The organism is Mucilaginibacter ginsenosidivorax (genome assembly GCF_007971525.1).
GTDB classification, from domain to species: Bacteria; Bacteroidota; Bacteroidia; order Sphingobacteriales; family Sphingobacteriaceae; genus Mucilaginibacter; species Mucilaginibacter ginsenosidivorax.
This window is the reverse complement of record NZ_CP042437.1, coordinates 1,436,013-1,459,563: the sequence shown is the minus strand read 5'-3', so window position 1 is coordinate 1,459,563 and position 23,551 is coordinate 1,436,013. Positions and strand designations below refer to the sequence as shown.

Here is a 23,551-nt window from a genome sequence, read left to right as displayed (position 1 = left end):
ATGGCAGGACTAAGCACAAGGCACTTATTAGGCATAAAAGATTTAAACCGGGCAGATATTGAGTTGATATTTGAAACGGCCGATACCTTTAAATCCGTTTTAAACCGACCGATAAAGAAAGTGCCTTCTTTACGCGATGTAACCATTGCCAACATATTTTTTGAGAATTCTACCCGTACCCGTTTATCGTTCGAGCTGGCAGAGAAGCGGCTTTCGGCAGATGTGGTGAACTTCGCGGCATCGTCTTCGTCGGTAAGTAAAGGCGAAACCCTGATAGATACGGTAAACAACATCCTGGCCATGAAGGTGGATATGGTGGTGATGCGCCATCCTTATGCAGGTGCCGGCATCTTCTTATCCAAACATGTAAAAGCCCAGATAGTGAACGCCGGTGATGGTGCACATGAGCACCCTACGCAGGCTTTGCTTGATGCTTTTTCTATCCGTGAAAAATACGGCGATGTAGCCGGTAAAAAGGTGGTGATTGTGGGCGACATTTTGCATTCGCGCGTAGCACTTTCAAACATACTTTGCCTTAAACAATTGGGTGCCGAGGTGATGGTATGCGGGCCCACAACGCTGATTCCTAAATATATTGGCTCATTAGGTGTTAAGGTTGAGCATAACCTGATCAAAGCCTTAAACTGGTGCGATGTGGCCAACATGCTTCGCATCCAGCTGGAGCGCCAGGATATTAAGTATTTCCCATCTTTAAGGGAATATACCATGCTTTTCGGACTCAATAAAACTATATTGGATTCGTTAGATAAGGAGATCACCGTAATGCACCCCGGCCCAATCAATCGCGGGGTGGAAATTACCAGCGACGTAGCAGATAGCAAACAATCTATCATATTAGACCAGGTAGAGAATGGTGTGGCCGTGAGGATGGCCGTGCTGTACCTGCTGGCTGGGCAAACACCATAAAAAATGAGGAGGGGACTGCTTAAATCATTTATCAGATCGAATTATAAAAGCACCATTATTGCCCTTCCTTTCATTTTGGTGTTGGTATACTTTGATCATTCCTCATATATCCTGTTTTTTTTCCTTTTATCTATAGCCCGTGATTATTATCATTATGAAGCAAGGCAATCTTATATTAATAGCTTAAAAGCCAAAGGCCTTACTCCGGATGATATTTATAATATCAATTTTGTTAAACAGTGGGATGAGATCCGCAAAAAAGGCTTGTGGTTATATTGCATCACTGATGGCGGTGTAATTCTGGGAGCTTATTTATGGTTGGGTATAAGCGTATTGCTGATAGCTACATCAATTGTTAAGTTTCAAAACCTTGTTGATGAGCCCGGAAACATGTTTGCGTTCATAGGTTATACCTATTTAACCGGTGCTGTAATCGGAATTATAATAAACAGGATAAGATGGCCATATAATGAAGGCAGATTTGTGAAACTGACCGATCCGTTGAGTGAAGATTTTCAGCAGATGTTACTTGACGACCAATAGATTAAAACTATCAAAGATGAAATCTCAAACGCACTATTGTTTAATTATACTCATCGTATTTTCGATGATTTCGTCTTCCGCATCTGCCCAAAGCATCCAGCAGCGCAAAACCGATTCGGTATTCGCTTTGGTAAAACACTACTTTAATGCCAAACAGGCCGATTCCATATATGCCCTTGCGGGCGATAGCTTCAAAGCGCAGCTAAGCCGTACCGCATTTGGGAATGTGAGCGAGAAACAGCTTTTTCCGCTGGGCGAGATCAGGGGATCATCATTGGTCAGTTTTGTAAATAATAAGGTAGCTACTTATAAAGTGATCTTCAACAGTGTTACTTTACAATTGCTGATAGGCCTTGATCAGGCTAACAAGATTGATATTTTGCTTTTTCAGCCATTTAAAGAGGCTACAGCCCACAGGATAGAACGGGCTGCAACGTCGAACAAAATGCTTACCATTATAGATAACGCGGTAGCAGAAGCTGTTTCTCCTTACATTGAACAGGCTAATACCGCCGGCCTCAGTATTGGTGTTTTAAAAGATAATAACATTAACACTTACGGGTATGGCGAAACTGCCAAAGGCAAAAGTAACCTGCCCGACGCCAATACTATCTTCGAGATTGGTTCTATCACCAAAACTTTCACATCGGTTATTTTGGCCTACTATGTAAATGAAGGCAAGTTAAAACTGAACGACCCCATTACCAAATACCTGCCCGATTCTGTAGCGGCCAATCCAAATTTAAAGGGTATTACACTGCTTACTTTAAGCAACCACACGTCCGGGTTGGAACGCATGCCGGATAATTTGCCTGCCAACACCGATCCCCTTAATCCCTATAAGCAATATAATAAAAAGCTCCTGTTTGCTTATCTAAAAACCTGTAAGCTAAACAGTGTACCGGGCGAACAGTATGCGTATTCTAATTTAGCCGTGGGTTTGTTAGGAACCATACTTGCGCAGGTGAGCGGTAAAACTTACGATCAGCTGGTGGCCGATGTTATTTGCAAACCATTAAAAATGGAGAGCACAGCACAACATTTAACAGCTGCCTTACAGGCCCGTGAAGCTATTGTTTATAATACTGAAGGCAATGCAACACCTTTATGGGACTTTGATGCCCTGGCGCCTTGTGGGGCTTTACATTCATCGGTTAACGACTTGCTGACCTATGTTAAAGCCAATATGAATCCGCCTGACGATAAATTAGGTAAAGCGCTGGAATTAACCCACCAGTTAACTTTTAAAAAAGACGCTAAACTGGGCCTGGCCTGGCATATTATTACTGTAAACGGCGTAGAGTACATTTTTCATAATGGCGGTACGTTTGGCAGCAGTTCGTTTTTAGCTTTTAACCACGAGAAAAATCTTGCCGTTGTGGTATTATCAAACTGCGGCGAAACAGTAGATATGGTTGGGATAAATATTTTGAAGAAACTACAATAAGCTCCTTTCGCCGACAAACAGTTTCAAACATAATACAATATAACAACAAGAGGCTGCATCGAAAGATACAACCTCTTGTTGTTTTTTAAGCCCTCTCCCTTCAGGGGAGGGTTTGGGTGGGGCCTGAGTCTACAATTCCTTAGCCAAAAACGGGTACCTGTAATCTGTCGGCGGATCAAAGGTTTCTTTGATAGTGCGCGGAGATACCCAGCGCAACAGGTTAATCATCGAACCTGCTTTATCATTAGTGCCCGATCCTCTTGCACCGCCAAATGGCTGCTGGCCAACAACGGCGCCTGTAGGTTTATCATTAATATAAAAGTTACCTGCGGCGTTGCGTAAATGCTGGGTTGCTTTGGCAATGGCATAACGGTCCTGCGAGATAATAGAGCCTGTAAGGGCGTAAATGGAAGTTTTATCTACAATGTTAAGCACCTCATCAAATTGATCGTCCTCGTACACGTAAATGGTTAACACGGGGCCAAAAAGCTCTTCGCACATGGTTACATAGTATGGGTCATCAACTTTCAATACGGTTGGCTCCACAAACCAGCCTTTGGTTTTATCGTAGCTGCCGCCGGCAACAACTTCAACGCCTTCATCTGTTTTGGCAGCATCAATGTATTTGGCCAGTTTATCAAAAGATACTTCGGTTATAACGGCATTGATAAAGTTTTCAAAATCCTCCACCGGGCCCATTTTAAATGAGGTAATATCGCGCAGCATGTTTGCTTTTACCGCAGGCCATAACGAGGCAGGGATATAAGCCCTTGAAGCCGCAGAACATTTTTGCCCCTGGTATTCAAAAGCACCACGAACAAGGGCTGTGCTCACTACGTCGGCATTGGCGCTTGGGTGGGCAAGCACAAAATCTTTACCGCCGGTTTCGCCTACAATGCGCGGGTAGGTTTTGTATTTGTGGATGTTGGTACCAATAGTTTGCCAGATGTTTTGGAAAACCTTGGTCGATCCGGTGAAGTGGATGCCCGCAAAATCGGGGTGGTTAAATATTACTTCGCCGGCAACAGGGCCATCAACATAAATCAGGTTGATAACACCAGCAGGTACACCGGCTTCTTTGAATATTTTCATGATCACGTTAGCAGCATAGATCTGCGTGTAAGCAGGTTTCCAAACTACTACGTTGCCCATCATGGCGGCCGATGCAGGTAAATTACCCGCTATGGCTGTAAAGTTGAACGGGGTTAATGCAAACACAAAACCTTCAAGCGGACGTTGTTCCAAACGGTTCCAAACGCCTTTGCCCGATACGGGTGGCTGTTGTTTGTAAATTTCGGTCATGTACTCCACGTTAAAACGCAGAAAATCTATCAGCTCGCAAGCCGAATCGATCTCGGCCTGGTAGGCGTTTTTTGATTGACCAAGCATGGTAGCCGCGTTTATAGCAGCACGGTACGGACCGGCAATCAAGTCGGCAGCTTTTAAAAATATGGCGGCACGTTGTTCCCAGGGCAGGTTTTCCCAGTCGGCTTTAGCGGCAAGGGCCGCATCAATGGCGGCGGTTACATGGCTGGCATCACCCTCGCTAAAGGTAGCTAACAGGTGTTTATGATCATGCGGCGGGCGAATTTCCAGCTTTGTGCCGGTGCGTACTTCCTGCGCGCCAATGTACATAGGTATATCTAACTGTTGCGCGCGGGCCTCGTCTAAAGCAGCCTTGAGGGCTACACGCTCTAAACTTCTGGGTCCATAGTTTAAAACCGGCTCGTTTACAGGAGCCGGGACATTAAAAAATCCTTTAAGCATAATGGGTCGTCAATTAATAGGTCAAAGATAGGCATTTGTGATTGACGATGGGTGAGGGGAGTGTCAAAATGTTGATAGGGAAGGATTGGGGCTATATTTTAGGGATTTTCCTGAGGTATCACCACCACATTCTTACCTAATGTTTTAAACCGGTCGCCGTTTTCTTGTACCACGGTAATGGTAATGTGCCCGGTTTTACTGGTGTTTATATCACGTACTTTGCCTGATTTTCCGGCATGGGTTCCACCTATAACTTTACAATTGTCTCCATCTTTTAAGTTTTCTGTAGCCATATTTGTGTGTCGTTTAGTCTGTAATCTAAGCTTAAAGTTAATTAATGTCTGTTAATATCATTGTAAAACGCCAGCATTTTGGAATTTAACGCTATGCGATTTTTAGTTGGAAAGATATGCTTGCCCGGCATGAAAAAAATCGTTTTTTAAATTTATATTCATACTAAAATGGAAATACTATTTATCATCGTCGGCGCTATTGTTTTTGCCATCATCGGTTTTGTTGTTTACCGCCTTTTAAAAGTAACGGCGAAACGAAAAGAACTCGAAAGCCTGCGATTTAACAGGATCCAGCCACTTTTTGATCAGTTGAACAGCGAAACTGAAATATCAACAAGTGATGTTTTACCATTTGCGCAAAATATACTTACAAGGCATGATGCTTATCATCTCCTAAAAAAATATGATAAGGCCGAGCTTTTCCCTGCAGAATATTTTACGCTTTTAAAGGGTGCAGAAAGCGCCCTGGTAGTCTGGCTCGAGTTTCCAACGGAGCTTGACGCCTGTCCCGATGAAATTGAACACATAAAACGGGTGACAATTGATTTTGACGGCAATAGCAATTTTGTACATTATGAGGTGTTTAAATATCGAGTTGATGCCCCTCACTGGGCCGCAAAAAATGGATGGATGCTGGGTGTTGTCGGCCCGTTTTTTGACGATAGCGGGCCTTATCATTATGCGCAGGCAACATTCAGCAGAATAAATAGTTCTGCAGACAAAGTAACGCCCGAAGATGAGGTGAGATGGGTACATCAAAATATCTCCATGAGGAGGCGGTAAAGAACGACTAAAAAGTGAGGGCTGTCACTACAACATAATAGCTCAAGAAAATATTACGTTAAAACCAATTTTATCATATGAAAAGTCTTGCAAAATATACCCTCATAACGTTGATTTTAATAACTGCTGCCATGAGCTGTTTAGCTCAGGAAGATTACCTGGAAAAAGGCAATACCTTTTTAGATAAGGGTCAGTTAAGCAAAGCCGAGAGGGCGTTTAGGGATGGGATCAAAGCCGATCCAACAAACCTTATTTATCAATGTCAGCTGGGGCTTACCCTGATTCAGCAAAAAAAGTTTGCAGCATCTGAAATTGTACTTCAACAGGTTTTAAAAAATGATTCAAATAATGTAGCAGCCCGTTGGTACAGCGGAATAGGTTATTTTGAAAATACGCAGGACAGAAAATCTGTTAATGAATTTTTAAAGGCCTTACCTTTAATTGATAAGCAGAGTGGGCAATATTACTCTGCCAACTGGTATATTGGTAAATGCTACGCCAACCTGCTAAAAACCGAAGGATTAACGTATGCCGAGACCGACCAGATGTTTGCCAGTTACCAAGAGTATTTAAGGTTGCAACCTGATGCAGAAGATGCCGCAACAATAAAGGCATATATTGAACATAAAAAGGCCCGGCGGCCGCCTGCAAATGTAAAAATATGGGTCGATTTATAAATTTACGACGAGCGTAATTGCTTACTACAGGGGCGGAGAGAGTCATTCATCATGAAAGTAAAACTATTGGTAATAAGAACAGGGGATATGCAAAAGCTTGCCAAATTTTATGAGCTATTAGGTTTTACTTTTGATTATCATAAACATGGTGATTCACCTTATCATTATTCAGCTACCGTTGGTGAAACCGTTATTGAAATTTATCCGCTTATAAAAAGCCAAACCGAAGCAGATAAAAGCTTGCGCTTAGGTTTTGAGATTGATAATTTTGATACAATCATTGAACTGTTAAAGGAGAATAACATTGTATTTGCAGCACAGCCAGTATTAACAACATTTGGCTTAATGAGCGTAGTTATTGACCCCGATGGGCGGAAAATTGAATTGTATAAAAAATAAGATGAAAAAGCTACTTGTATTATCTATGTTATTGATAACAGGTAATTCAACTTTCGCTCAATCAAAAAAGGTTGTAGTTGCTAAGTTGAGACCATTTATCCCGAAAGATTATTCTGTTTTGGCCTATGAAACCGGCGACCTTAATCAGGATACCTACCCGGATATTGTATTGGCTTTAAAAAATAACCAGGAAACAGATAGCGACCAAACAGCAAGGCCACTGTTGATACTTTTGGGTAAAAAAGGCGGCGGCTTATCGCTTTATGCACGTAACGACAGTGCGGTGCTTTGTAAGGGTTGTGGCGGCGTGTTTGGCGATCCGTTTGAAGGTATAACCATTAAAGGCCGGTATTTTTCGCTGGAGTATTATGGCGGCAGCCGCTATCGCTGGAACCGGATTACCACTTTTAAATACGATCCGGTAAAAAAAGATTTTATCCTGCATCGTGATGCAGGGCTGTCTTACGATGATACGCAGCACAATAAAAAGTACGCTAAGGATGTATACCATAAAGAGGCTTTCGGCAAACAGCGCTTTGTGAAATATAAGTATGATACAGATTAACATAGTACGATGACTATAGAAACTCTTCAAACCATTTGCCACCAGTTACCCGGTGTTACCGAGGATATCAAACTGGATCATCACCTGTGCTTTAACGTTGGCGGTAAAACCTTCCTTTTTACCGGTCCCGATTCGGTGCCGGTAACGGCGGCTGTTAAAGTGCCGGATGAAGACTTTGAAGAAGCTCTTCAAATGGAATGCTTTTCGCCGCAGGCTTATATCGGCCGTTATAAATGGGTGCATATAGCCGATATTAACTGCCTGAACGAAAAGGATTGGGGATTTTATATCGAACAATCGTACCGCCTTATAGTTAATAAGCTGCCGGCCAGGGTTAAAAAACAACTTAATATAGCCGGAGAATAAACACCCTTTAATTGTCGTATTTGCACCGCATGTGTTTGGGTGTATGGGTTTACATTTGTATTATAACTTTTAAAAACAATCTATCATGGCAACTCAAATATTTGTAAACCTACCTGTTAAAGACCTTAACAAATCCATCGAATTTTTTACCAGCCTGGGCTACACCTTTAACCCGCAATTTACCAACGAAGTAGCTGCATCGTTGGTGATAAGCGATACTATTTACTTTATGCTGGTGACGGAGCCTTTCTTTAAAACTTTTACCAAAAAAGAAATTGCTGATGCCACCCAGGTAACCGAAACTATTAACTGCATTTCGTTAGATAGCCGCGAAGCTGTCGACGAAATGATTGCCAAAGCAGTTGCCGCCGGCGCCACCACACCAAACGATAAGCAAGACCATGGCTGGATGTATGGTTGGGGTTTCCAGGATCTGGACGGTCACCTTTGGGAATTTGCGTATATGGATATGAGCCATTTGCCGGGCTGAGCAGAGTCAAGAGATTAGAGTCAAGAATTAAGAGTATAAAATTCTGTTCATTCTTAAATTCGGTAAATTCTGATTCATACAAATTTTGCGATAGGGATCGGCGCGGATACCTGCCTGTGGCTAAGGCCCGTGCAGTATGAGCATAGAGCCCGGGCCGCAGGCATCGCCCTTTTAGTAGTAAGTAGTTAGCATCAAGTAACAAGACAGAACCATTCGTCATTGCGAGGGACGAAGCAATCCCGAACTATGCGGGACTTAGCATGTAGGGGATTGCTTCGTACCTCGCAATGACGAAAAAAAATACTGATAACAAAAAAACACCACCCGAAACCGGATGGTGTTTTTTTATGTTGTTCCACACCTTTCAGTGGACCGGGCATCTATCAAACTTTGATTTCAACTTCAACGCCGCTTGGCAACTCAAGCTTCATCAGCGCATCTACAGTTTTCGAGTTCGAGCTGTAAATGTCTAATAAGCGCTTGTATGAGCATAATTGAAATTGCTCACGTGCTTTTTTGTTTACGTGTGGTGAACGTAAAACGGTGAAAATTTTCTTTTCGGTTGGTAACGGAAGTGGTCCGCTAACTACAGCGCCTGTTGGCTTTACTGTTTTTACGATTTTCTCGGCAGACTTATCTACCAGGTTGTAATCGTAAGATTTTAATTTGATCCTGATTCTTTGGCTCATGTTGTTTGTTAATTATACCAACCATAAGAGCTATTAATTATGGTTGATTGGTTGATTATGTTTATTAAGTTGATTGAGTTAAGCAAGATTGAACTTAATCAACCTAATCTAACCCAATCAACCAAATACTTTACTTACGCGTTTGCAGCAGCTTTTTTGCCTTTTACTTTGGCAACTACTTCTTCCTGTACGTTACGTGGTGCTTCAGCATAGTGATCAAACTCCATGGTTGAAGTAGCACGGCCAGATGTGATGGTACGTAACTGGGTTACATAACCAAACATTTCTGAAAGTGGTACAGTAGCTTTAATTACCTGTGCACCTGCACGTGAATCCATGCCTAAAAGCTGGCCACGACGACGGTTCATATCACCGATTACATCACCCATGTTTTCTTCAGGGGTAAGGATCTCGATTTTCATGATCGGCTCAAGCAGTACTGGTTTACATTTTGGCAATGCCTCACGGTAAGCCATCTTAGCTGCTAACTCGAAAGATAGCGCATCTGAATCGACTGCGTGGAACGAACCATCAATTAAACGTACTTTTAAGCTCGTTAACGGGAAGCCGGCTAATACACCGTTTGCCATTGAAGCCGCAAAGCCTTTTTCAACAGATGGAATAAACTCACGGGGGATTGAACCACCGCTAATTTCGTTCACAAACTGTAAACCTTCTTTACCTTCGTCGTTTGGTGAAAGTATAACCTGGATATCGGCAAATTTACCACGACCACCGGTTTGTTTCTTGTAAGTTTCGCGGTGCTGAACAGTACCGGTAATAGCTTCTTTGTAAGCAACTTGTGGCGCGCCCTGGTTAACCTCTACTTTAAACTCACGTTTCAAACGGTCCATGATAATATCTAAGTGAAGCTCGCCCATACCGCTAATAACGGTCTGGCCGGTTTCTTCGTCAGATTTTACGTGGAAAGTTGGATCTTCTTCAGATAATTTACCTAAAGCGATACCTAATTTATCAACATCAGCCTGAGTTTTAGGCTCAATAGCCAAACCGATAACCGGCTCAGGGAATTGCATCGATTCAAGAATAATCGGGAATTTCTCATCGCACAGGGTATCGCCAGTTTTAATATCTTTAAAGCCTACTACCGCAGCAATATCACCTGCACCTACGTTAGGGATAGGGTTTTGCTTGTTGGCATGCATCTGGAATATACGTGATATACGCTCTTTGTTATCTGAACGCATGTTGTGCACATATGAACCAGCCTCAAGGTTACCTGAGTATACGCGGATAAAACATAACCGGCCTACAAAAGGATCGGTTGCAATTTTAAACGCTAAAGCTGCAAATGGCTCTTTTTCAGATGGTTTACGTAAAATCTCTTCGTTTGTATCAGGGTGGTGGCCTACAATACCTTCAACATCCATTGGCGAAGGCAATAATTCCATCACGTAATCAAGCATGGTTTGTACACCTTTGTTTTTGAAAGATGAACCGCAAACCATAGGCACAATTTTAGCATCTAACACAGCTTTACGCAATGCATCTAAAATTTCGCGTTCGGTGATTGATTCTGGTGCCTCAAAGAATTTCTCCATTAAGGTTTCATCGTAATCAGCTACTGACTCAAGCAATTTCTCTCTCCACTCGGTAGCTTCCTCGATCATATCCTCAGGGATAGGCACTTCGGTAAAGGTCATACCTTTATCATGCTCATTCCAAACAATACCTCTCCAGTTAATTAAATCAACCACACCCTGGAATTTCTCTTCAGAACCAATTGGCAATTGCAAAGGCACTGCGTTGCTGCCTAACATGCTTTTTACCTGTTTTACAACATTTAAAAAGTCGGCACCGCTACGGTCCATTTTATTTACGAAGCCTATACGGGCAACGTTATAATTATTTGCAAGTCTCCAGTTTGTTTCTGATTGTGGCTCAACACCATCAACGGCACTGAAAAGGAACACCAAACCATCCAATACACGCAGTGAGCGGTTTACCTCAACGGTAAAATCCACGTGGCCCGGGGTATCAATAATGTTGATATGGTATTTGTGACCCCTGTAATTCCAGTTTACTGTAGTAGCAGCAGATGTAATGGTAATACCACGTTCCTGCTCTTGTGCCATCCAGTCCATGGTAGCTGCACCTTCGTGTACTTCACCAATTTTGTGGCTTACACCAGCATAGTAAAGTATACGCTCGGTAGTGGTAGTTTTACCGGCATCAATGTGAGCGGCAATACCTATATTTCTTGTAAATCTTAGATCTCTTGACATAGTAATTATTGAGTTATTGATTTATTGAATTAGTGATTTAATTGAATTTCACTAATTAAGTCATTCACTTAGTATTTTTAGAAAGTGATTGGCGAAATAATGAATTACTGATTAGGATAATGTTATCTAATCAATAATTCACTAATTCAATAATTCACTAATTAGAATCTAAAGTGAGAGAACGCTTTGTTGGCTTCAGCCATTTTGTGCGTATCTTCTTTCTTTTTCACTGCTGCACCTTCACCTTTAGCTGCTGATATGATCTCGCCGGCTAATTTCTCCATCATGGTTTTTTCACCACGACGACGGGCATAGCTGATTAACCATTTCATACCTAAAGCGATTTTGCGCTCCGGACGAACTTCGGTTGGTACCTGGAAGTTAGCACCACCAACACGACGGCTTTTAACTTCAACTGCAGGCATAACATTGTTTAAAGCCTTTTTCCAGGTTTCTAAACCGCTTTCGCTGGTTTTCTTTTCAACAATATCAACTGCGTTATAAAATATAGAGTACGCGGTAGATTTTTTACCATCATACATCATGTTATTTACAAACCTTGTAACCATGGTATCATTGAACCGTGGATCAGGAAGGATAATTCTCTTTTTTGGTTTTGACTTTCTCATTGCTTTCTATCCTCCTTAATTATTTTTTCTTCTTAGCTGGTGCGCCTTTGGTAGGTGCAGCTGCCTGACCTGGTTTAGGACGTTTTGTTCCGTATTTACTACGACGTTGGTTACGGCCGGCAACACCTGATGTATCTAACGCACCACGGATGATGTGGTAACGTACACCTGGTAAATCCTTAACACGACCACCGCGGATCAAAACGATAGAGTGCTCCTGTAAGTTGTGACCTTCACCAGGGATGTAAGCATTTACTTCTTTACCGTTGGTTAAGCGCACACGGGCAACTTTACGCATTGCTGAGTTTGGTTTTTTAGGGGTAGTGGTATACACGCGTGTGCATACGCCTCTTCGCTGTGGACAGCTGTCCAACGCTGGCGACTTACTCTTGTCAACCAGAGCTACTCTACCTTTTCTAACTAATTGCTGAATAGTAGGCATTTTTTCCTTTTTGTATTTACAGTTTTATCCTTATTTTAAGGACTGCAAAGGTACGGAGTATTTTTTGATTTTCAAGGGATTGGCTAGAAAAAGTTTTGTAAAGGGTTGGTTTGGTGGATGGAAGGGGGCGTTGAGGGGTAATTGATTGATATTTTAAGTGTTATGGGGAGTTATTGAAAGCACTATTCCTATTCCCAGTATCGTCATTGCGAGGAACGAAGCAATCCCCAATGTGTCAAGTTGCCTGAATTTACAGGTTATTAAGTCTATCAATAACATCATCCGCCGAAAGGGGGACATTTTTGCCAGAGTGAAACTCTTTTAAAGACTTTTTTGCTGTTTTAGCAATCTCGTCTCTACGAGCTTCAATTTGTCGCTTTTGTAAAATTTCAAGTAGCATTTCCCTGGATGCAAAATCCAATTGCATAATATCTTCAAGTGTTGAATTGATGGTTACCATGGGTTAGTTATTTAAACAAAAATACAAAAAATAGGGGTACAGCGAATGACTATATTGATAATGGCAATGCCTTCGGCCCGCGCTGTTTGTTCATACTGCACCGGCCTTAGCCACATTGGCCGGTATCCACGCCCATCGCTATTGCGGGCTTGGGATACAAATATTTTTTTTGGATGGCTTGGTAACTGCTGGATTAGCCTATATAAACAAACAAAGCGGTGATTACTCACCGCCTTGCCATCAATCACTCACAAACAATCACTCAAAACAATCTTTTTATTAGTAGTGGTTATAGCCACCCTGGTTGTAATCATGGTCGTGGCCACGTCCGTGGTCGTCATGATCGCGGTAGTGATACCTGTCATGATGGTATCCTCTTCCATATCCATCGCGTACCACACAACCCGATGATACCGATACTACTACTGCTGATATTAATAGTGCAAATGCAACAAATCTCTTTTTCATGGTGTTTAATTTTAATGGTACCTGTTAATTAAACAACGTACACATATATGACGTTTTGTTTTTGAAAAGGATTAACCGGGGGTGGCATTTTATTAAAAACCCGCGTCGATGATCTGCTGGTAATAGGGCGATTCGGGCAGGGCAAACTCTTCGGCTTTCGGCATCCATATTTTATAATCGGCCAGGTTGCCTGTGTTTTTGTAGCAGGTTGCCATGTTAAAAACCTGCCTTGTTTTTATTGCCTGATACTGGTTAAATGATTGAGGTACCGAAGGGACTTGTGTTGGCCAAAACAGGGACAAATATTTGGATGCGCCTAAATTGCGCGATCGGTTTAGTGTTAACCATGTTAAAATATAAAATATTGATTATAAGGTATTTATAAAAAATATATTTGAAATGTGTTAAGTTATGTTAACCCAATTCGATGCATTTGCACTGCAAAAAAGCCTCCAACTTTTTATTGTTGGAGGCTTTTTTTATTATGGCGCTGCCGGTTTTGGCGGCGTTGGCGGATGCGGCATGTTCCTTGGCGGAGCGCAGTTTGTAGCTAAGGTGGCAACCATTGCTGCAAGCAACAGTATGCCGGTGAATTTCTTTTTCATAGTGGTATGTTTTACAGTTATAATATAAGTTGGCTGTTAATTGTTTTCAAAAACCATTAACTTAGGTTTTTACAATACAATCATCATGAAAAAAATATCCTTACTGATTATTCCTTTCTGCATCCTCGTCGGTTGCAAGCCTAAACCCGCAGCCAATAACAGTGATGCGTTATCCGGCGATGCTGCCTTCCAAAAAATTGCCGACGACTACCTCGACGGTTACCTGGCCTGGCGGCCGGCCAATGGCGTTGCCCTTGGCTACCACCAATACGATGGCAAGGTTACCGACATCAGTAAGGCCTCTATTGAAAAAGAACTGGCGCGGTTAAAAGAATTTGATACCAAATTGGACTCCGCCGATACGGCCTCCTTTAGCCCCAAAACATTTTACGATTACCGCATTTTACGCTCGGCCATTAAACAGGAACTTTGGACTTTTGAAGATCTGGGAACCTATACTAAAAACCCCATGACCTATGCTGGCGCGGTTGACGTAAGTATTTATGTGAAGCGTAATTTTGCACCGATAGCCGATAGGGTAAAATCAATCATAGCGATAGAAAAACAGGCCCCTAAAATGATGGCCGATGCTAAACTAAACCTGAACGATACCTTGGCGAAACCGTACGTAGAAACCGCTATACAGATAGCAGAAGGCTCGGCTGCTTTTTTGGGCGGCGACCTGAAGGTGGCGTTAAAAGATGTGAAGAACGATACGCTGATGAAAAGCTTCAACAAGGTTAACGCGGCTGCCATAGCGGCAGTAAATGATTTTGCCGCTTATCTGAAAAAAGTAAAACTGCCCAAAGCCAATAACAAATACGCCATTGGTACAGCCAACTACCAAAAAATGCTGCTATACAGCGAGGGGATAAAACTTACGCCCGATAAGATATTGGAAATAGGCCTGGCACAGTTAAAAAAAGAACAGGATTCGTTTAATGCCGCGGCTAAGGTGATCAACCCCAATAAAAAACCGGTTGATGTATACCACGATCTGCAAAAAGACCATCCCACTGCTGAAAGCCTGATCCCGGATGCTAAAAAGAACCTGGAGCAGATTCGCCAGTTTTTGATCGATAAAAACATTGTTACCATGCCCTCACAGGTGCGGGTGAAGGTGGAGGAAACACCGCAATACGCCCGCGCTACCGGCACCGCATCAATGGATACGCCCGGTCCGTTTGAAACTACCGCTACTGAGGCCTATTACTATATAACCCCTGTTGACCCTAAATGGACGGCGCAACAAAAGGAAGACTGGCTAAAACAGTTTGACTATTACACCACCGACAATGTAACCATCCACGAAGCCTACCCGGGTCACTATACCCAGTTTTTGCACCTGAATGCTTCATCGGCAACAAAAATTGAAAAGATCTTCGGCAGCTACGCCTTTGTGGAAGGCTGGGCACACTACTGCGAAAAAATGATGGCCGACGAAGGCTACGGCCACAATGGTGACCCGGTGAAGGCTGCCAAATACCGCCTGGCGCAGTCTGGCGATGCCCTGCTGAGACTTTGCCGCTTATGTGTATCCATCAAAACACATACCCAGGGCATGAATGTAGATGATGCCACCAAATTTTTCATGAATAACTGGTACCAGGGCGATAAGCCATCGCGCCAGGAAGCCCTGCGTGGTACCTTTGACCCCGGTTACCTGTTTTACACCATTGGCAAGCTGGAAATCCTGAAACTACGCGATGACTACCAAAAACAGGAAGGCACCAACTACTCCCTCAAAAAATTCCACGATGCCGTACTTGACCACGGTATGCCGCAAATTGGCATGCTACGAGAAATTATGTTGAAAGATAAAAGTACCTGGGGCGATGTTTTGTAAGAAGCCGAAAGCTTAAGGCTTAAAACTGAAAGTATTACTGTCGAATATTCGTCATTGCGAGGTGCGAAGCAATCCCCGATATGCTAAGTCCCAGATAGTTCAGGATTGCTTCGTACCGATGACGGTAGCTTAGAACATTCGTTTAATTAATCCTAATCTCGTGGTTTGTGTACTCACAAACCGCAGCTTCCAATGCTTTGAGTTTGATCCCATAAAACAACAACCATCGGAAGATGCCTGTGAGGACACAGTCATCGGAAGTGGACTAAAGACGTAAATCAGAAAGCTCTTAATAAAAAAAGAGAATGACATCGTAGCTCAAGCCGCAATGCCATTCTCTTTTTATAGCTTTTTAAGCTATCATCTGCACATCTGAAATTTGCAAATCTGCACATCCAAACTCCCGGGGGGCTACACCACCATATTCACAATCCTGCCTTTAACTACAATCACCTTTTTAGGGGCTTTGCCGTCAAGGTATTTTTGTACGTCGGCATTGGCTAATACGGTTTCTTCTATTTCCTTAACCTCCAGGCTTAACGGAATATTCAGGTTCATTTTCATTTTACCATTGATAGATATCGGGTAAGCAAAATCATCCTCAATTAAATAAGTGCTGTTGAACTTAGGGAACGGCGCGTAAGATAAAGTACCGGCCGGGTTGCCAAGTAAAGTCCATAACTCCTCGCAAATGTGAGGGGCATACGACGACAAAATGATTACCATATCCTGCAATACAGCACGGTTATTACATTTTAAATCGGTTAACTCATTTACAGCTATCATAAAGCTGGATACCGAAGTATTGAACGAGAAACGCTCGATATCTTCCTCTACTTTGCGGATAATCTTATGCAACGATTTCAACTCCGCTTTTGAAGGCTCGGCATCGGATACTTTGAACTCCCAGGCCTCGTTATGGAACAAACGCCAGAATTTACGCAGGAATTTAAATACGCCCTCGATACCGTTGGTATTCCATGGTTTGCTTTGCTCCAGCGGGCCAAGGAACATTTCATACATGCGCAGGGTATCGGCACCGTAGCGTTGGGCAATGTCATCAGGGTTAACAACGTTGTAGTAACGTTTCGACATTTTTTCAACTTCTACGCCGCAGATATATTTGCCGTTTTCTAAAATAAATTCAGCATCTGCAAATTCCGGCCGCCATTGTTTGAACTTGCTGATGTTCATCACTTCGTTCTCTACAATATTTACATCAACATGCAATGGCGATGTTTTATATTCTTTAATCAAACCATGAGATACAAAAGTGTTGGTTCCGCGACCTTCTTCGTCTATCAAACGATAAACAAAATTGCTGCGGCCTTGAATCATCCCCTGGTTAATCAACTTTTTGAAAGGTTCTTCCTCAACCACTTTACCAATATCTTTCAGGAATTTGTTCCAGAAACGGCTATACAACAAGTGGCCTGTAGCGTGTTCGCTGCCACCTATGTATAAATCCACATCTTTCCAATATTCAATGGCTTCTCTTGATGCAAATTCATTATCATTTTTTGCATCCATGTACCTATACCAGTACCAGCTACTGCCAGCCCAGCCAGGCATCGTCGAAAGTTCGTAAGCATAGCCACCAGCCCCCTCTAAATCTCCCCCGGTAGGGGAGACTTTAGCTGCAGTTGGTTCTTCTTCGCTTGATATTTTGGTTTTATCTCTTTCTGGGAGGCTATCTAATTTTGATTTTATAGATAAGGCAACGGATTGAACATCTTTTAATACTTCATCGTTTGAAAACCGTATTACTTCAAAACCGAAATGATTTAACACTTCAGTTCTTGCATCGTCAGCCTCTTTGTTTGCTGTGTGATGACGGCCATCAAGCTCAATTACTAAACCTTTTTGTAAGGAAACAAAATCAGCAATAAACTGCCCTATAATGTGTTGTCTCCTTATTTTATAGCCCAGTTTTTCGCCTCTTAGTAATTGCCATAGGATATCTTCAGCCTCTGTCGGCTGACTTCTATTATCACGGCTAAAGTCTTTTATCTGTTCATAATAAACAGGATCGGCAGTTTCTCTGTAATTTCCAGCCTGGTGAGGCTCAAAAGTCTCCCCTACCGGGGGAGATTTAGAGGGGGCTGCTTCCGGTTTGTAGCTCCAGTTTTCGGCACGACCTAAAGGCGGTTCACCCGATTCAGTAGGCAAATATTTATCAACTTCGGGCAATAACAGCGGTAAGTGGCTTTCTTCAATTAAATAAGGCAAACCATCTTTAAAATAAACAGGGACGGGCTCACCCCAGTAGCGCTGACGGCCAAAAATGGCGTCGCGCATCCTGAAATTGATTTTTGCTTTGCCGGCGCCAACCTCTTCCAGTTTGGCAATAACGGCAGCGGTACCCGCTTTATAATCTAACCCGTTCATAAATTCCGAGTTGATATAAATGCCTTCCTTAGTTGGGTCGGCCTCGGCATCTATTTTCTGGGTGTCAAGAATCTGCACTATCGGCAAATTAAAATGTTTGGCAAACAAATAGTCGCGCTGATCGCCGGATGGTACTGCCATTACAGCACCAGTTCCGTAACCAGCCAGTACGTAATCGGCAATCCAGATAGGGATTGGCTGACCGTTCAGCGGGTTTAAAACATAGCTGCCGGTAAAGGCGCCCGATACCGTTTTTGCATCAGCCATCCTGTCAAGCTCCGATTTCTTTTTGGTAACGGCAATGTAGGCATCAATATCGGCCTTCTGTTCAGGCGTAGTTAAACTGGCTACCAACTCATGCTCGGGCGCTATCACCACAAAGGTTACACCGAAGATGGTATCCACGCGGGTGGTGAAAACCTCTATATAGTTAGTGGTTAGTGGTGAGTGGTGAGTGGTTTTGTTTATTGGGAAGCGTACGCTTGCACCGGTACTCTTACCAATCCAGTTGCGCTGCATTTCTTTCAAAGGCTCGGGCCAGTCAATGGTGTCAAGGCCTTGTAACAGGCGTTCGGCGTAGGCGGTGATGCGCATGCTCCATTGCATCATCTTTTTTTGCTCAACGGGATAGCCGCCGCGTTCGCTAAAACCGTCTTTTACCTCGTCGTTGGCCAATACGGTACCAAGGGCAGGGCACCAGTTTACGGTGCTTTCGCGCAGGTAGGTAAGGCGGTATTTCAATAGTTCGGCCTGCTGGTCCTGGTTGCTCATCGCTTTCCATTCAGGGGCAGTAAAACTCAATGTTTCTTCATCGCACACGGCATTGATGCCTGCTGACCCGTTTTGCTCAAAATGTTCAACCAGTTTGGCTATGCTTTCGGCTTTGTCGGCATCCTTATTATACCAGCTGTTAAACAGCTGCATAAAAATCCACTGCGTCCACTTATAATAATCGGGCGAGCTGGTGCGCACTTCGCGGCTCCAGTCGAACGAGAAGCCAATCTGGTCCAGTTGGCGGCGGTAGGTAGCTATATTATCTTCGGTAGTTACCGCCGGGTGTTGCCCGGTTTGTATGGCATATTGCTCGGCCGGTAAGCCAAAACTATCGTAACCCATGGGGTGCAGTACGTTAAAGCCTTTAAGGCGTTTGTAACGTGCAAAAATATCAGATGCAATATAACCCAGCGGATGGCCCACATGCAGCCCTGCACCCGATGGGTAGGGAAACATATCCAGCACATAATACTTGGGTTTGGTGCTTTTATCTTCGGCTTTAAACGTATTGTTCTGGGCCCAAAACTGCTGCCACTTTTGCTCTATATCTTTAAATTGATAGTCCATTTTGTTGGTTATACGTATGAGGTTGCGAAATTAAGAAAATCTCTATTAGTATGGTAGTTTATTGGCGATTAGTTGATTGCTATAAAAACAATGCAAAAAACTGCGGGCGGGTGTTACTTATTGAAGCTCATTTTCGTAATCATAATTAACAACATAAGGGCCATCGGTAAAATCTTGCGTTTTTGCCTTATGAAATTGTTGAGATATGTACAAGCCACGTTGCTAATGGGTTGAGGGTGATGTGAATATATGTTAATAAATTACCCCAACTTATTTTATAATTAGCCGTAATAGAGTTAAATTTGGTCAATATATTTAAAACTTAAACATGAAACACAATTACAAACTAACCCTGATAGCAGTTGCAGGTCTTGCTTTAACCTATTTTGGTTGCAGCAAATTAAAAGACGACAACACAACACCAAACACAGCCGATCCGACGATGGTAAGTACCGAGATAGCTTCAAACCTTAGTGAGGCTTTGTATGCCGATAAAGGCGGCTTTAGTATTTCTGACGGATTGGATGATCCAACAAACATTGTGTTTAAGTCAAAAGGTAAGGTTAGAATTGAATCTGTAAATCATTTTGGTTGCGGTTCAAAGTTGGATACAACCTTTTCCTTTAAGTTGGGTGACAGTGATACATCGAAAATTGATATTTGGGAAAAAATCAAGTATGAAGTTGCATGCACAAACAACAAGAGATCAAGCATTACAGTTAACGATAGTTTAAACCTGGTATTAGTTGGCGGCGGTGCCAATATCACCGAAAAATATGGCAAAAGCTTTATTTTAAAAAGCCTTAACCCCGGAGTAAGCAACCTGAAACTGCAGTTAGATGGTGCTTTGAATGCTTACGTAAATGGTACTTACACAGAGGCCGGAAAAGCAAAAGCTATATCCGCATCATTCAACTTTAAACTAACCGGCTTAATGATAGACCGCGCTGCCGACGCCGATATAACCGACGGTCACGCAACATTTACCACCAAAGGAACATATGAAGGCAAAACATGGAACTACAGCGGTACAATTTCTTTTGTGGGTAACCATAAAGCCCAGTTTAGCATTAATGGAAAAAAATTCACAATAAATATTAAAACCGGGCAGGTATTATAAAACAGGCAAGTTATTTGATCCCCGCTGCCAGCATGGTTTGCGGGGATTTTTTTATTTAACAGCTTTTGTTTTACGTATTTTTTACTGTGTAGTGAAAAAATCCAATTGCTGTTTTCCATTATATCAAATAGATATCGAATTCAAAAGCCGTTATTTTTCTACAGGTGAGGAATGGCGGGTAAATTATTGCCCGGTATTTGGTGGAAAATATTACCCGTTATGTCGCCGCTGCTCATAAATAATACCATAAAACGTTAGTTTAAAAACCAACTCACTATTGTGCCTTTAAGTAACTATTGAATTTTAAGAATCTGCCACTTATATGGAATACTTATTGTTGTTTTCATCGCAATAAATATCTAAATCTATTACGATGAAATTAAACTTACCTAAGGTATTACCAGCAATTCTGGCGATCTCCCTGTTTTATGCCGCCTGTAAAAAAGTTGAAAACAAACCGTCCTCAACTACAACTAAAAGCGCTGATGAAGCAAGTTCGGCAATTGCTAAAAATCTTGCCCAATCGTTAACCGGTGCATTTGGCGGCGCCAGTATAAAAGATGGTGTAAATCCGTCAACTACCTTTTCAGCATCAACAAAACTTAAAATACAAAGCCAAGATTATCATTGTGGTTTTTATGTAGATACCAGCCTAAACCTTCTTTTTAACCAGGGCGATACTTTAAAAGCACACAAAACAGGAGGTGTAAGGTACTTTTTTATCTGCAACGATAAAAAAACAATAGGCTATGATCTGTTAGATTCGGTAAAAACGGTTGGTAGCGGCCCTGGTTACGCATTCACCTACGCTATTGTTCAGGATTATCATGTACGAGGCCTGAATACCAATAACTCCAACTTTTCGCTCAACGGTAAAATGAAAGCATTTACCGATAACCAGTACACCAAATATGGTACTGGCAGTTCGGTTCATAACCTTTATACGTTTACCAACCTGTATGTACACGGCGATGATAATTTTGATATAACCAGTGGCGATGCTACCTTTGAATCAACCGGCAAAACCACTGGCGGTGGGTGGGATTACAGCGGTACACTGCATTTTCTGGGTAACCACAAAGTTCAAATGACTTTTTTAAACCACGAATACCTTGTGGATATGATAACCGGCGAAGTAAAGCCTAATTAACGCTATTAATATAAATACAGCAAAAGCCTTTTTCCTGTTTGGAAGAGGGCTTTTTTATTGGTGCGGTTGCTATCGCCCCGCTAAAACTTTGTCTGGTAAAAATAGTTACCTAAAATCGTATACTTGCTAAACCAAAAAAGCCTGATACTAATGCCAATCAAAAAGCTTCCCCTTCAGGATGGTTGGGGCCTTCGCCTCATTTCAAACCTCACCTTCCAGGTGCTTGTGGCCATTGCCCTGGGCGTGGTGGTAGGCCTAAACTTTAAGGGTTTTGCTCCAACAGCCGAACTGATCAGCAAAACCTTCATCAGCCTGATCACTATGCTGATAGCACCAATCATATTTTTTACCATTGTGCTGGGTATTGCCGGTATGAGCGATATGAAAAAGGTGGGCCGGGTAGGCGGGAAGGCGCTGCTTTATTTTGAAATAGTAACCTCTTTTGCCCTTGTTATAGGTGTTGCGGTTGCCAATATCATAAAACCGGGCGCCGGTTTTCAAAATCATAACATGACCGATGCAACGGGTAAACTGGCCGTGTATGAAAAAGCAGCATCTGAAATGCACTGGGGCGATTTTATAGCTCATATAGTGCCCGGTAACGTATTTGAAGCTTTTGCCAAAGGCGATATTTTGCAGATTTTGTTTTTTGCCATCCTGTTTGGCGTTGGCCTGAGCCGCATGGGCGAAACGGGGCAGGCCGTTATCAGTTTGTTTGATAAGCTGTCTAAAGTGTTTTTCAACATCATGAAAATAGTGATGAAAGTTGCCCCTTTGGGCGCTTTCGGAGGGATGGCATTTACCATCAGCAAGTACGGTGTAAAAACCCTGCAGCCGCTGGCTATATTGATGGGTTCGGTTTACTTGACTATGTTCCTGTTTATTTTTGTGGTGCTCAATATCATTTGCCGCATTTACAAATTTAGCCTGTGGCAATATCTTAAATATATTAAAGAAGAAATACTGATTGTGCTAGGCACATCTTCATCCGAATCGGCCCTGCCTGCTATGATGGAAAAGCTGGAAAAGTTTGGTTGCTCCAAATCTGTAGTAGGTTTGGTTATCCCAACAGGGTATTCCTTTAATTTGGATGGCACCACTATTTACCTATCTATGTGTGTGATATTTTTGGCGCAGGTTTTTAATGTCCCTTTGTCGCTGGCGCAGCAGTTAACTATTATTGGCATCCTCATGATTACCTCCAAAGGTGCAGCAGGTGTTACCGGTAGCGGGTTTATTGTATTGAGCAGCACGCTTGCGGCCATTAAAATTATCCCGGTAGAGGGGTTGGCTATATTAATTGGGGTAGATAGGTTTATGTCAGAAGCACGGGCTATCACCAATGTGATAGGCAATGGCGTGGCAACTATTGTAATTGCGAAAAGTGAAGGAGAGTTTGTAAGCCCCCTAACCCCCTGAAGGAGGGATTTTTGATTTGCCATTTAAAAGATACGGGGAACATATTAATTGGCAAATACACGCCATGTATACCAGTTAATGTATAACTTGCAATATATGACGGATTATATCACGCTTATTAAAGACTGGGTTATTGCCTTGGGCGAGAAGCACGAGGTTGATCCTTTGCTTATTGGTATTCTTTATTTAGTTAGTAAGATCTGCTTTTTTTCGTTCCTGGGCTGGGTGCTCAAAACTTTCAGGGCCAAAAAGCCTATCCTTATTCCGCTGCTGCTTGCTTCGCTTAGTTTTAGCCTGCCTTATCTTTACCTCATCATTGCAGGCCGCAATATTTCCATTTGGGTATATGTGTTTATTGGCTTAATGTTTGTTTACGGAGGGTTTTCCATCTGGAAGAAAATTACTGCCAAACCTAATCCGGCTTAGGGCCTTACTAACGGTTTCAACTGTCGGTAAAATATATCTCTTCTTTTATAAAAAATTGAAATTTT

General features: G+C 42.5%; 25 protein-coding genes. 15 read left to right on the top strand and 10 right to left on the bottom strand.

The features are described from left to right. From FSB76_RS05950 to FSB76_RS05940, 3 genes are read left to right on the top strand one after another with little or no spacing between them, the layout of a single operon-like run. Positions 1-927, top strand: a complete 927-nt coding sequence (locus tag FSB76_RS05950; RefSeq protein WP_090467170.1) for an aspartate carbamoyltransferase catalytic subunit — start codon at positions 1-3, stop codon at positions 925-927. A 3-nt stretch (positions 928-930) separates the two neighbouring features. After that, positions 931-1,470: a hypothetical protein gene (locus FSB76_RS05945; RefSeq protein WP_147052651.1), complete on the top strand. Its 540-nt coding sequence runs from the start codon at positions 931-933 to the stop codon at positions 1,468-1,470. Between the two features lie 16 nt (positions 1,471-1,486). Then, complete coding sequence (locus FSB76_RS05940; RefSeq protein ID WP_147052650.1) at positions 1,487-2,917, top strand: serine hydrolase domain-containing protein; 1,431 nt, start codon at positions 1,487-1,489, stop codon at positions 2,915-2,917. Between the two features lie 129 nt (positions 2,918-3,046). Here FSB76_RS05940 and pruA read toward each other — a convergent pair whose 3' ends face one another. Beyond that, positions 3,047-4,684: an L-glutamate gamma-semialdehyde dehydrogenase gene (gene pruA / locus FSB76_RS05935; RefSeq protein WP_147052649.1), complete on the bottom strand. Its 1,638-nt coding sequence runs from the start codon at positions 4,682-4,684 to the stop codon at positions 3,047-3,049. A gap of 98 nt (positions 4,685-4,782) precedes the next feature. After that, positions 4,783-4,977, bottom strand: coding sequence for a KOW motif-containing protein (locus FSB76_RS05930; protein WP_147052648.1), 195 nt, complete (start codon positions 4,975-4,977; stop codon positions 4,783-4,785). Between the two features lie 168 nt (positions 4,978-5,145). On the opposite strand from FSB76_RS05930, the gene FSB76_RS05925 reads away from it, so the two are divergent. The 6 genes from FSB76_RS05925 to FSB76_RS05900 all read left to right on the top strand — a co-directional run bounded on the left by FSB76_RS05925 (position 5,146) and on the right by FSB76_RS05900 (position 8,257). Beyond that, a complete protein-coding gene (locus tag FSB76_RS05925) occupies positions 5,146-5,760 on the top strand; it encodes a FeoB-associated Cys-rich membrane protein (protein ID WP_147052647.1) in 615 nt (204 codons plus the stop codon). A gap of 131 nt (positions 5,761-5,891) precedes the next feature. Continuing rightward, positions 5,892-6,437 (top strand): tetratricopeptide repeat protein, encoded by a 546-nt coding sequence (locus tag FSB76_RS05920; protein ID WP_158642848.1) that lies wholly within the window; start codon positions 5,892-5,894, stop codon positions 6,435-6,437. 51 nt (positions 6,438-6,488) lie between these two features. Continuing rightward, a complete protein-coding gene (locus tag FSB76_RS05915) occupies positions 6,489-6,836 on the top strand; it encodes a VOC family protein (RefSeq protein WP_147052645.1) in 348 nt (115 codons plus the stop codon). 1 nt (position 6,837) lies between these two features. Continuing rightward, positions 6,838-7,401: a hypothetical protein gene (locus FSB76_RS05910; RefSeq protein ID WP_147052644.1), complete on the top strand. Its 564-nt coding sequence runs from the start codon at positions 6,838-6,840 to the stop codon at positions 7,399-7,401. Positions 7,402-7,410: 9 nt separating this feature from the next. Further along, on the top strand, positions 7,411-7,767 hold the full coding sequence (locus tag FSB76_RS05905) for an MmcQ/YjbR family DNA-binding protein (protein WP_147052643.1): 357 nt from the start codon (positions 7,411-7,413) through the stop codon (positions 7,765-7,767). 85 nt (positions 7,768-7,852) lie between these two features. Beyond that, entirely contained in the window at positions 7,853-8,257 is a 405-nt protein-coding gene (locus FSB76_RS05900; protein WP_147052642.1) for a VOC family protein, read from the top strand. Between the two features lie 383 nt (positions 8,258-8,640). Here the strand turns inward: FSB76_RS05900 and rpsJ are convergent, their stop codons facing one another. The 7 genes from rpsJ to FSB76_RS32680 form a co-directional block, all read right to left on the bottom strand. After that, positions 8,641-8,946, bottom strand: a complete 306-nt coding sequence (gene rpsJ, locus FSB76_RS05895) for a 30S ribosomal protein S10 (protein ID WP_022830652.1) — start codon at positions 8,944-8,946, stop codon at positions 8,641-8,643. 134 nt (positions 8,947-9,080) lie between these two features. Then, positions 9,081-11,192 carry an elongation factor G gene (gene fusA, locus FSB76_RS05890; RefSeq protein WP_147052641.1) on the bottom strand — a complete coding sequence of 704 codons (2,112 nt, stop codon included), beginning with the start codon at positions 11,190-11,192 and terminating at the stop codon, positions 9,081-9,083. Positions 11,193-11,353: 161 nt separating this feature from the next. After that, the gene (gene rpsG, locus FSB76_RS05885) at positions 11,354-11,821 is read right to left on the bottom strand and encodes a 30S ribosomal protein S7 (protein WP_147052640.1); all 468 of its coding nucleotides are present in this window, start codon (positions 11,819-11,821) and stop codon (positions 11,354-11,356) included. Between the two features lie 19 nt (positions 11,822-11,840). Then, positions 11,841-12,263 carry a 30S ribosomal protein S12 gene (gene rpsL, locus FSB76_RS05880; RefSeq protein ID WP_067190071.1) on the bottom strand — a complete coding sequence of 141 codons (423 nt, stop codon included), beginning with the start codon at positions 12,261-12,263 and terminating at the stop codon, positions 11,841-11,843. Between the two features lie 250 nt (positions 12,264-12,513). Beyond that, complete coding sequence (locus FSB76_RS05875) at positions 12,514-12,723, bottom strand: hypothetical protein (RefSeq protein ID WP_147052639.1); 210 nt, start codon at positions 12,721-12,723, stop codon at positions 12,514-12,516. Between the two features lie 279 nt (positions 12,724-13,002). Further along, positions 13,003-13,191, bottom strand: coding sequence for a hypothetical protein (locus tag FSB76_RS05870; RefSeq protein ID WP_147052638.1), 189 nt, complete (start codon positions 13,189-13,191; stop codon positions 13,003-13,005). A 92-nt stretch (positions 13,192-13,283) separates the two neighbouring features. After that, positions 13,284-13,406 carry a hypothetical protein gene (locus FSB76_RS32680; protein WP_262713503.1) on the bottom strand — a complete coding sequence of 41 codons (123 nt, stop codon included), beginning with the start codon at positions 13,404-13,406 and terminating at the stop codon, positions 13,284-13,286. A 196-nt stretch (positions 13,407-13,602) separates the two neighbouring features. On the opposite strand from FSB76_RS32680, the gene FSB76_RS05865 reads away from it, so the two are divergent. Continuing rightward, positions 13,603-13,824: a hypothetical protein gene (locus tag FSB76_RS05865; RefSeq protein WP_147052637.1), complete on the top strand. Its 222-nt coding sequence runs from the start codon at positions 13,603-13,605 to the stop codon at positions 13,822-13,824. A gap of 57 nt (positions 13,825-13,881) precedes the next feature. Beyond that, positions 13,882-15,642 (top strand): DUF885 domain-containing protein, encoded by a 1,761-nt coding sequence (locus FSB76_RS05860; protein WP_147052636.1) that lies wholly within the window; start codon positions 13,882-13,884, stop codon positions 15,640-15,642. Between the two features lie 411 nt (positions 15,643-16,053). On the opposite strand, the gene FSB76_RS32060 is transcribed toward FSB76_RS05860, so the two are convergent. Then, positions 16,054-19,371 carry a leucine--tRNA ligase gene (locus FSB76_RS32060; RefSeq protein WP_158642847.1) on the bottom strand — a complete coding sequence of 1,106 codons (3,318 nt, stop codon included), beginning with the start codon at positions 19,369-19,371 and terminating at the stop codon, positions 16,054-16,056. Between the two features lie 328 nt (positions 19,372-19,699). On the opposite strand from FSB76_RS32060, the gene FSB76_RS05845 reads away from it, so the two are divergent. The 4 genes from FSB76_RS05845 (at position 19,700) to FSB76_RS05830 (ending at position 23,486) form a co-directional block, all read left to right on the top strand. Continuing rightward, entirely contained in the window at positions 19,700-20,491 is a 792-nt protein-coding gene (locus tag FSB76_RS05845) for a hypothetical protein (RefSeq protein WP_147052635.1), read from the top strand. Positions 20,492-20,864: 373 nt separating this feature from the next. Beyond that, positions 20,865-21,641 carry a hypothetical protein gene (locus FSB76_RS05840; RefSeq protein WP_147052634.1) on the top strand — a complete coding sequence of 259 codons (777 nt, stop codon included), beginning with the start codon at positions 20,865-20,867 and terminating at the stop codon, positions 21,639-21,641. Between the two features lie 150 nt (positions 21,642-21,791). Beyond that, the gene (gene dctA, locus FSB76_RS05835; RefSeq protein WP_147052633.1) at positions 21,792-23,060 is read left to right on the top strand and encodes a C4-dicarboxylate transporter DctA; all 1,269 of its coding nucleotides are present in this window, start codon (positions 21,792-21,794) and stop codon (positions 23,058-23,060) included. A 96-nt stretch (positions 23,061-23,156) separates the two neighbouring features. Next, positions 23,157-23,486, top strand: a complete 330-nt coding sequence (locus FSB76_RS05830) for a hypothetical protein (RefSeq protein ID WP_147052632.1) — start codon at positions 23,157-23,159, stop codon at positions 23,484-23,486. The last annotated feature ends 65 nt before the right edge of the window (positions 23,487-23,551 follow it).

Excerpts from the sequence above, each read along its gene's own strand:
- FSB76_RS05940 (WP_147052650.1), top strand. The coding sequence starts at position 1,487 with ATGAAATCTCAAACGCACTATTGTTTAATTATACTCATCGTATTTTCG.
- rpsL (WP_067190071.1), bottom strand. The coding sequence starts at position 12,263 with ATGCCTACTATTCAGCAATTAGTTAGAAAAGGTAGAGTAGCTCTGGTT.
- FSB76_RS05920 (WP_158642848.1), top strand. The coding sequence starts at position 5,892 with ATGAGCTGTTTAGCTCAGGAAGATTACCTGGAAAAAGGCAATACCTTT.
- rpsG (WP_147052640.1), bottom strand. The coding sequence starts at position 11,821 with ATGAGAAAGTCAAAACCAAAAAAGAGAATTATCCTTCCTGATCCACGG.
- FSB76_RS05830 (WP_147052632.1), top strand. The coding sequence starts at position 23,157 with ATGACGGATTATATCACGCTTATTAAAGACTGGGTTATTGCCTTGGGC.
- FSB76_RS05865 (WP_147052637.1), top strand. The coding sequence starts at position 13,603 with ATGTTAACCCAATTCGATGCATTTGCACTGCAAAAAAGCCTCCAACTT.
- FSB76_RS05860 (WP_147052636.1), top strand. The coding sequence starts at position 13,882 with ATGAAAAAAATATCCTTACTGATTATTCCTTTCTGCATCCTCGTCGGT.
- rpsJ (WP_022830652.1), bottom strand. The coding sequence starts at position 8,946 with ATGAGCCAAAGAATCAGGATCAAATTAAAATCTTACGATTACAACCTG.
- FSB76_RS05910 (WP_147052644.1), top strand. The coding sequence starts at position 6,838 with ATGAAAAAGCTACTTGTATTATCTATGTTATTGATAACAGGTAATTCA.
- dctA (WP_147052633.1), top strand. The coding sequence starts at position 21,792 with ATGCCAATCAAAAAGCTTCCCCTTCAGGATGGTTGGGGCCTTCGCCTC.
- pruA (WP_147052649.1), bottom strand. The coding sequence starts at position 4,684 with ATGCTTAAAGGATTTTTTAATGTCCCGGCTCCTGTAAACGAGCCGGTT.
- FSB76_RS05840 (WP_147052634.1), top strand. The coding sequence starts at position 20,865 with ATGAAATTAAACTTACCTAAGGTATTACCAGCAATTCTGGCGATCTCC.
- FSB76_RS05905 (WP_147052643.1), top strand. The coding sequence starts at position 7,411 with ATGACTATAGAAACTCTTCAAACCATTTGCCACCAGTTACCCGGTGTT.
- FSB76_RS05875 (WP_147052639.1), bottom strand. The coding sequence starts at position 12,723 with ATGGTAACCATCAATTCAACACTTGAAGATATTATGCAATTGGATTTT.
- FSB76_RS32680 (WP_262713503.1), bottom strand. The coding sequence starts at position 13,406 with ATGGCAACCTGCTACAAAAACACAGGCAACCTGGCCGATTATAAAATA.
- FSB76_RS32060 (WP_158642847.1), bottom strand. The coding sequence starts at position 19,371 with ATGGACTATCAATTTAAAGATATAGAGCAAAAGTGGCAGCAGTTTTGG.
- FSB76_RS05915 (WP_147052645.1), top strand. The coding sequence starts at position 6,489 with ATGAAAGTAAAACTATTGGTAATAAGAACAGGGGATATGCAAAAGCTT.
- FSB76_RS05950 (WP_090467170.1), top strand. The coding sequence starts at position 1 with ATGGCAGGACTAAGCACAAGGCACTTATTAGGCATAAAAGATTTAAAC.
- FSB76_RS05930 (WP_147052648.1), bottom strand. The coding sequence starts at position 4,977 with ATGGCTACAGAAAACTTAAAAGATGGAGACAATTGTAAAGTTATAGGT.
- FSB76_RS05845 (WP_147052635.1), top strand. The coding sequence starts at position 19,700 with ATGAAACACAATTACAAACTAACCCTGATAGCAGTTGCAGGTCTTGCT.
- FSB76_RS05870 (WP_147052638.1), bottom strand. The coding sequence starts at position 13,191 with ATGAAAAAGAGATTTGTTGCATTTGCACTATTAATATCAGCAGTAGTA.
- FSB76_RS05945 (WP_147052651.1), top strand. The coding sequence starts at position 931 with ATGAGGAGGGGACTGCTTAAATCATTTATCAGATCGAATTATAAAAGC.
- FSB76_RS05925 (WP_147052647.1), top strand. The coding sequence starts at position 5,146 with ATGGAAATACTATTTATCATCGTCGGCGCTATTGTTTTTGCCATCATC.
- FSB76_RS05900 (WP_147052642.1), top strand. The coding sequence starts at position 7,853 with ATGGCAACTCAAATATTTGTAAACCTACCTGTTAAAGACCTTAACAAA.
- fusA (WP_147052641.1), bottom strand. The coding sequence starts at position 11,192 with ATGTCAAGAGATCTAAGATTTACAAGAAATATAGGTATTGCCGCTCAC.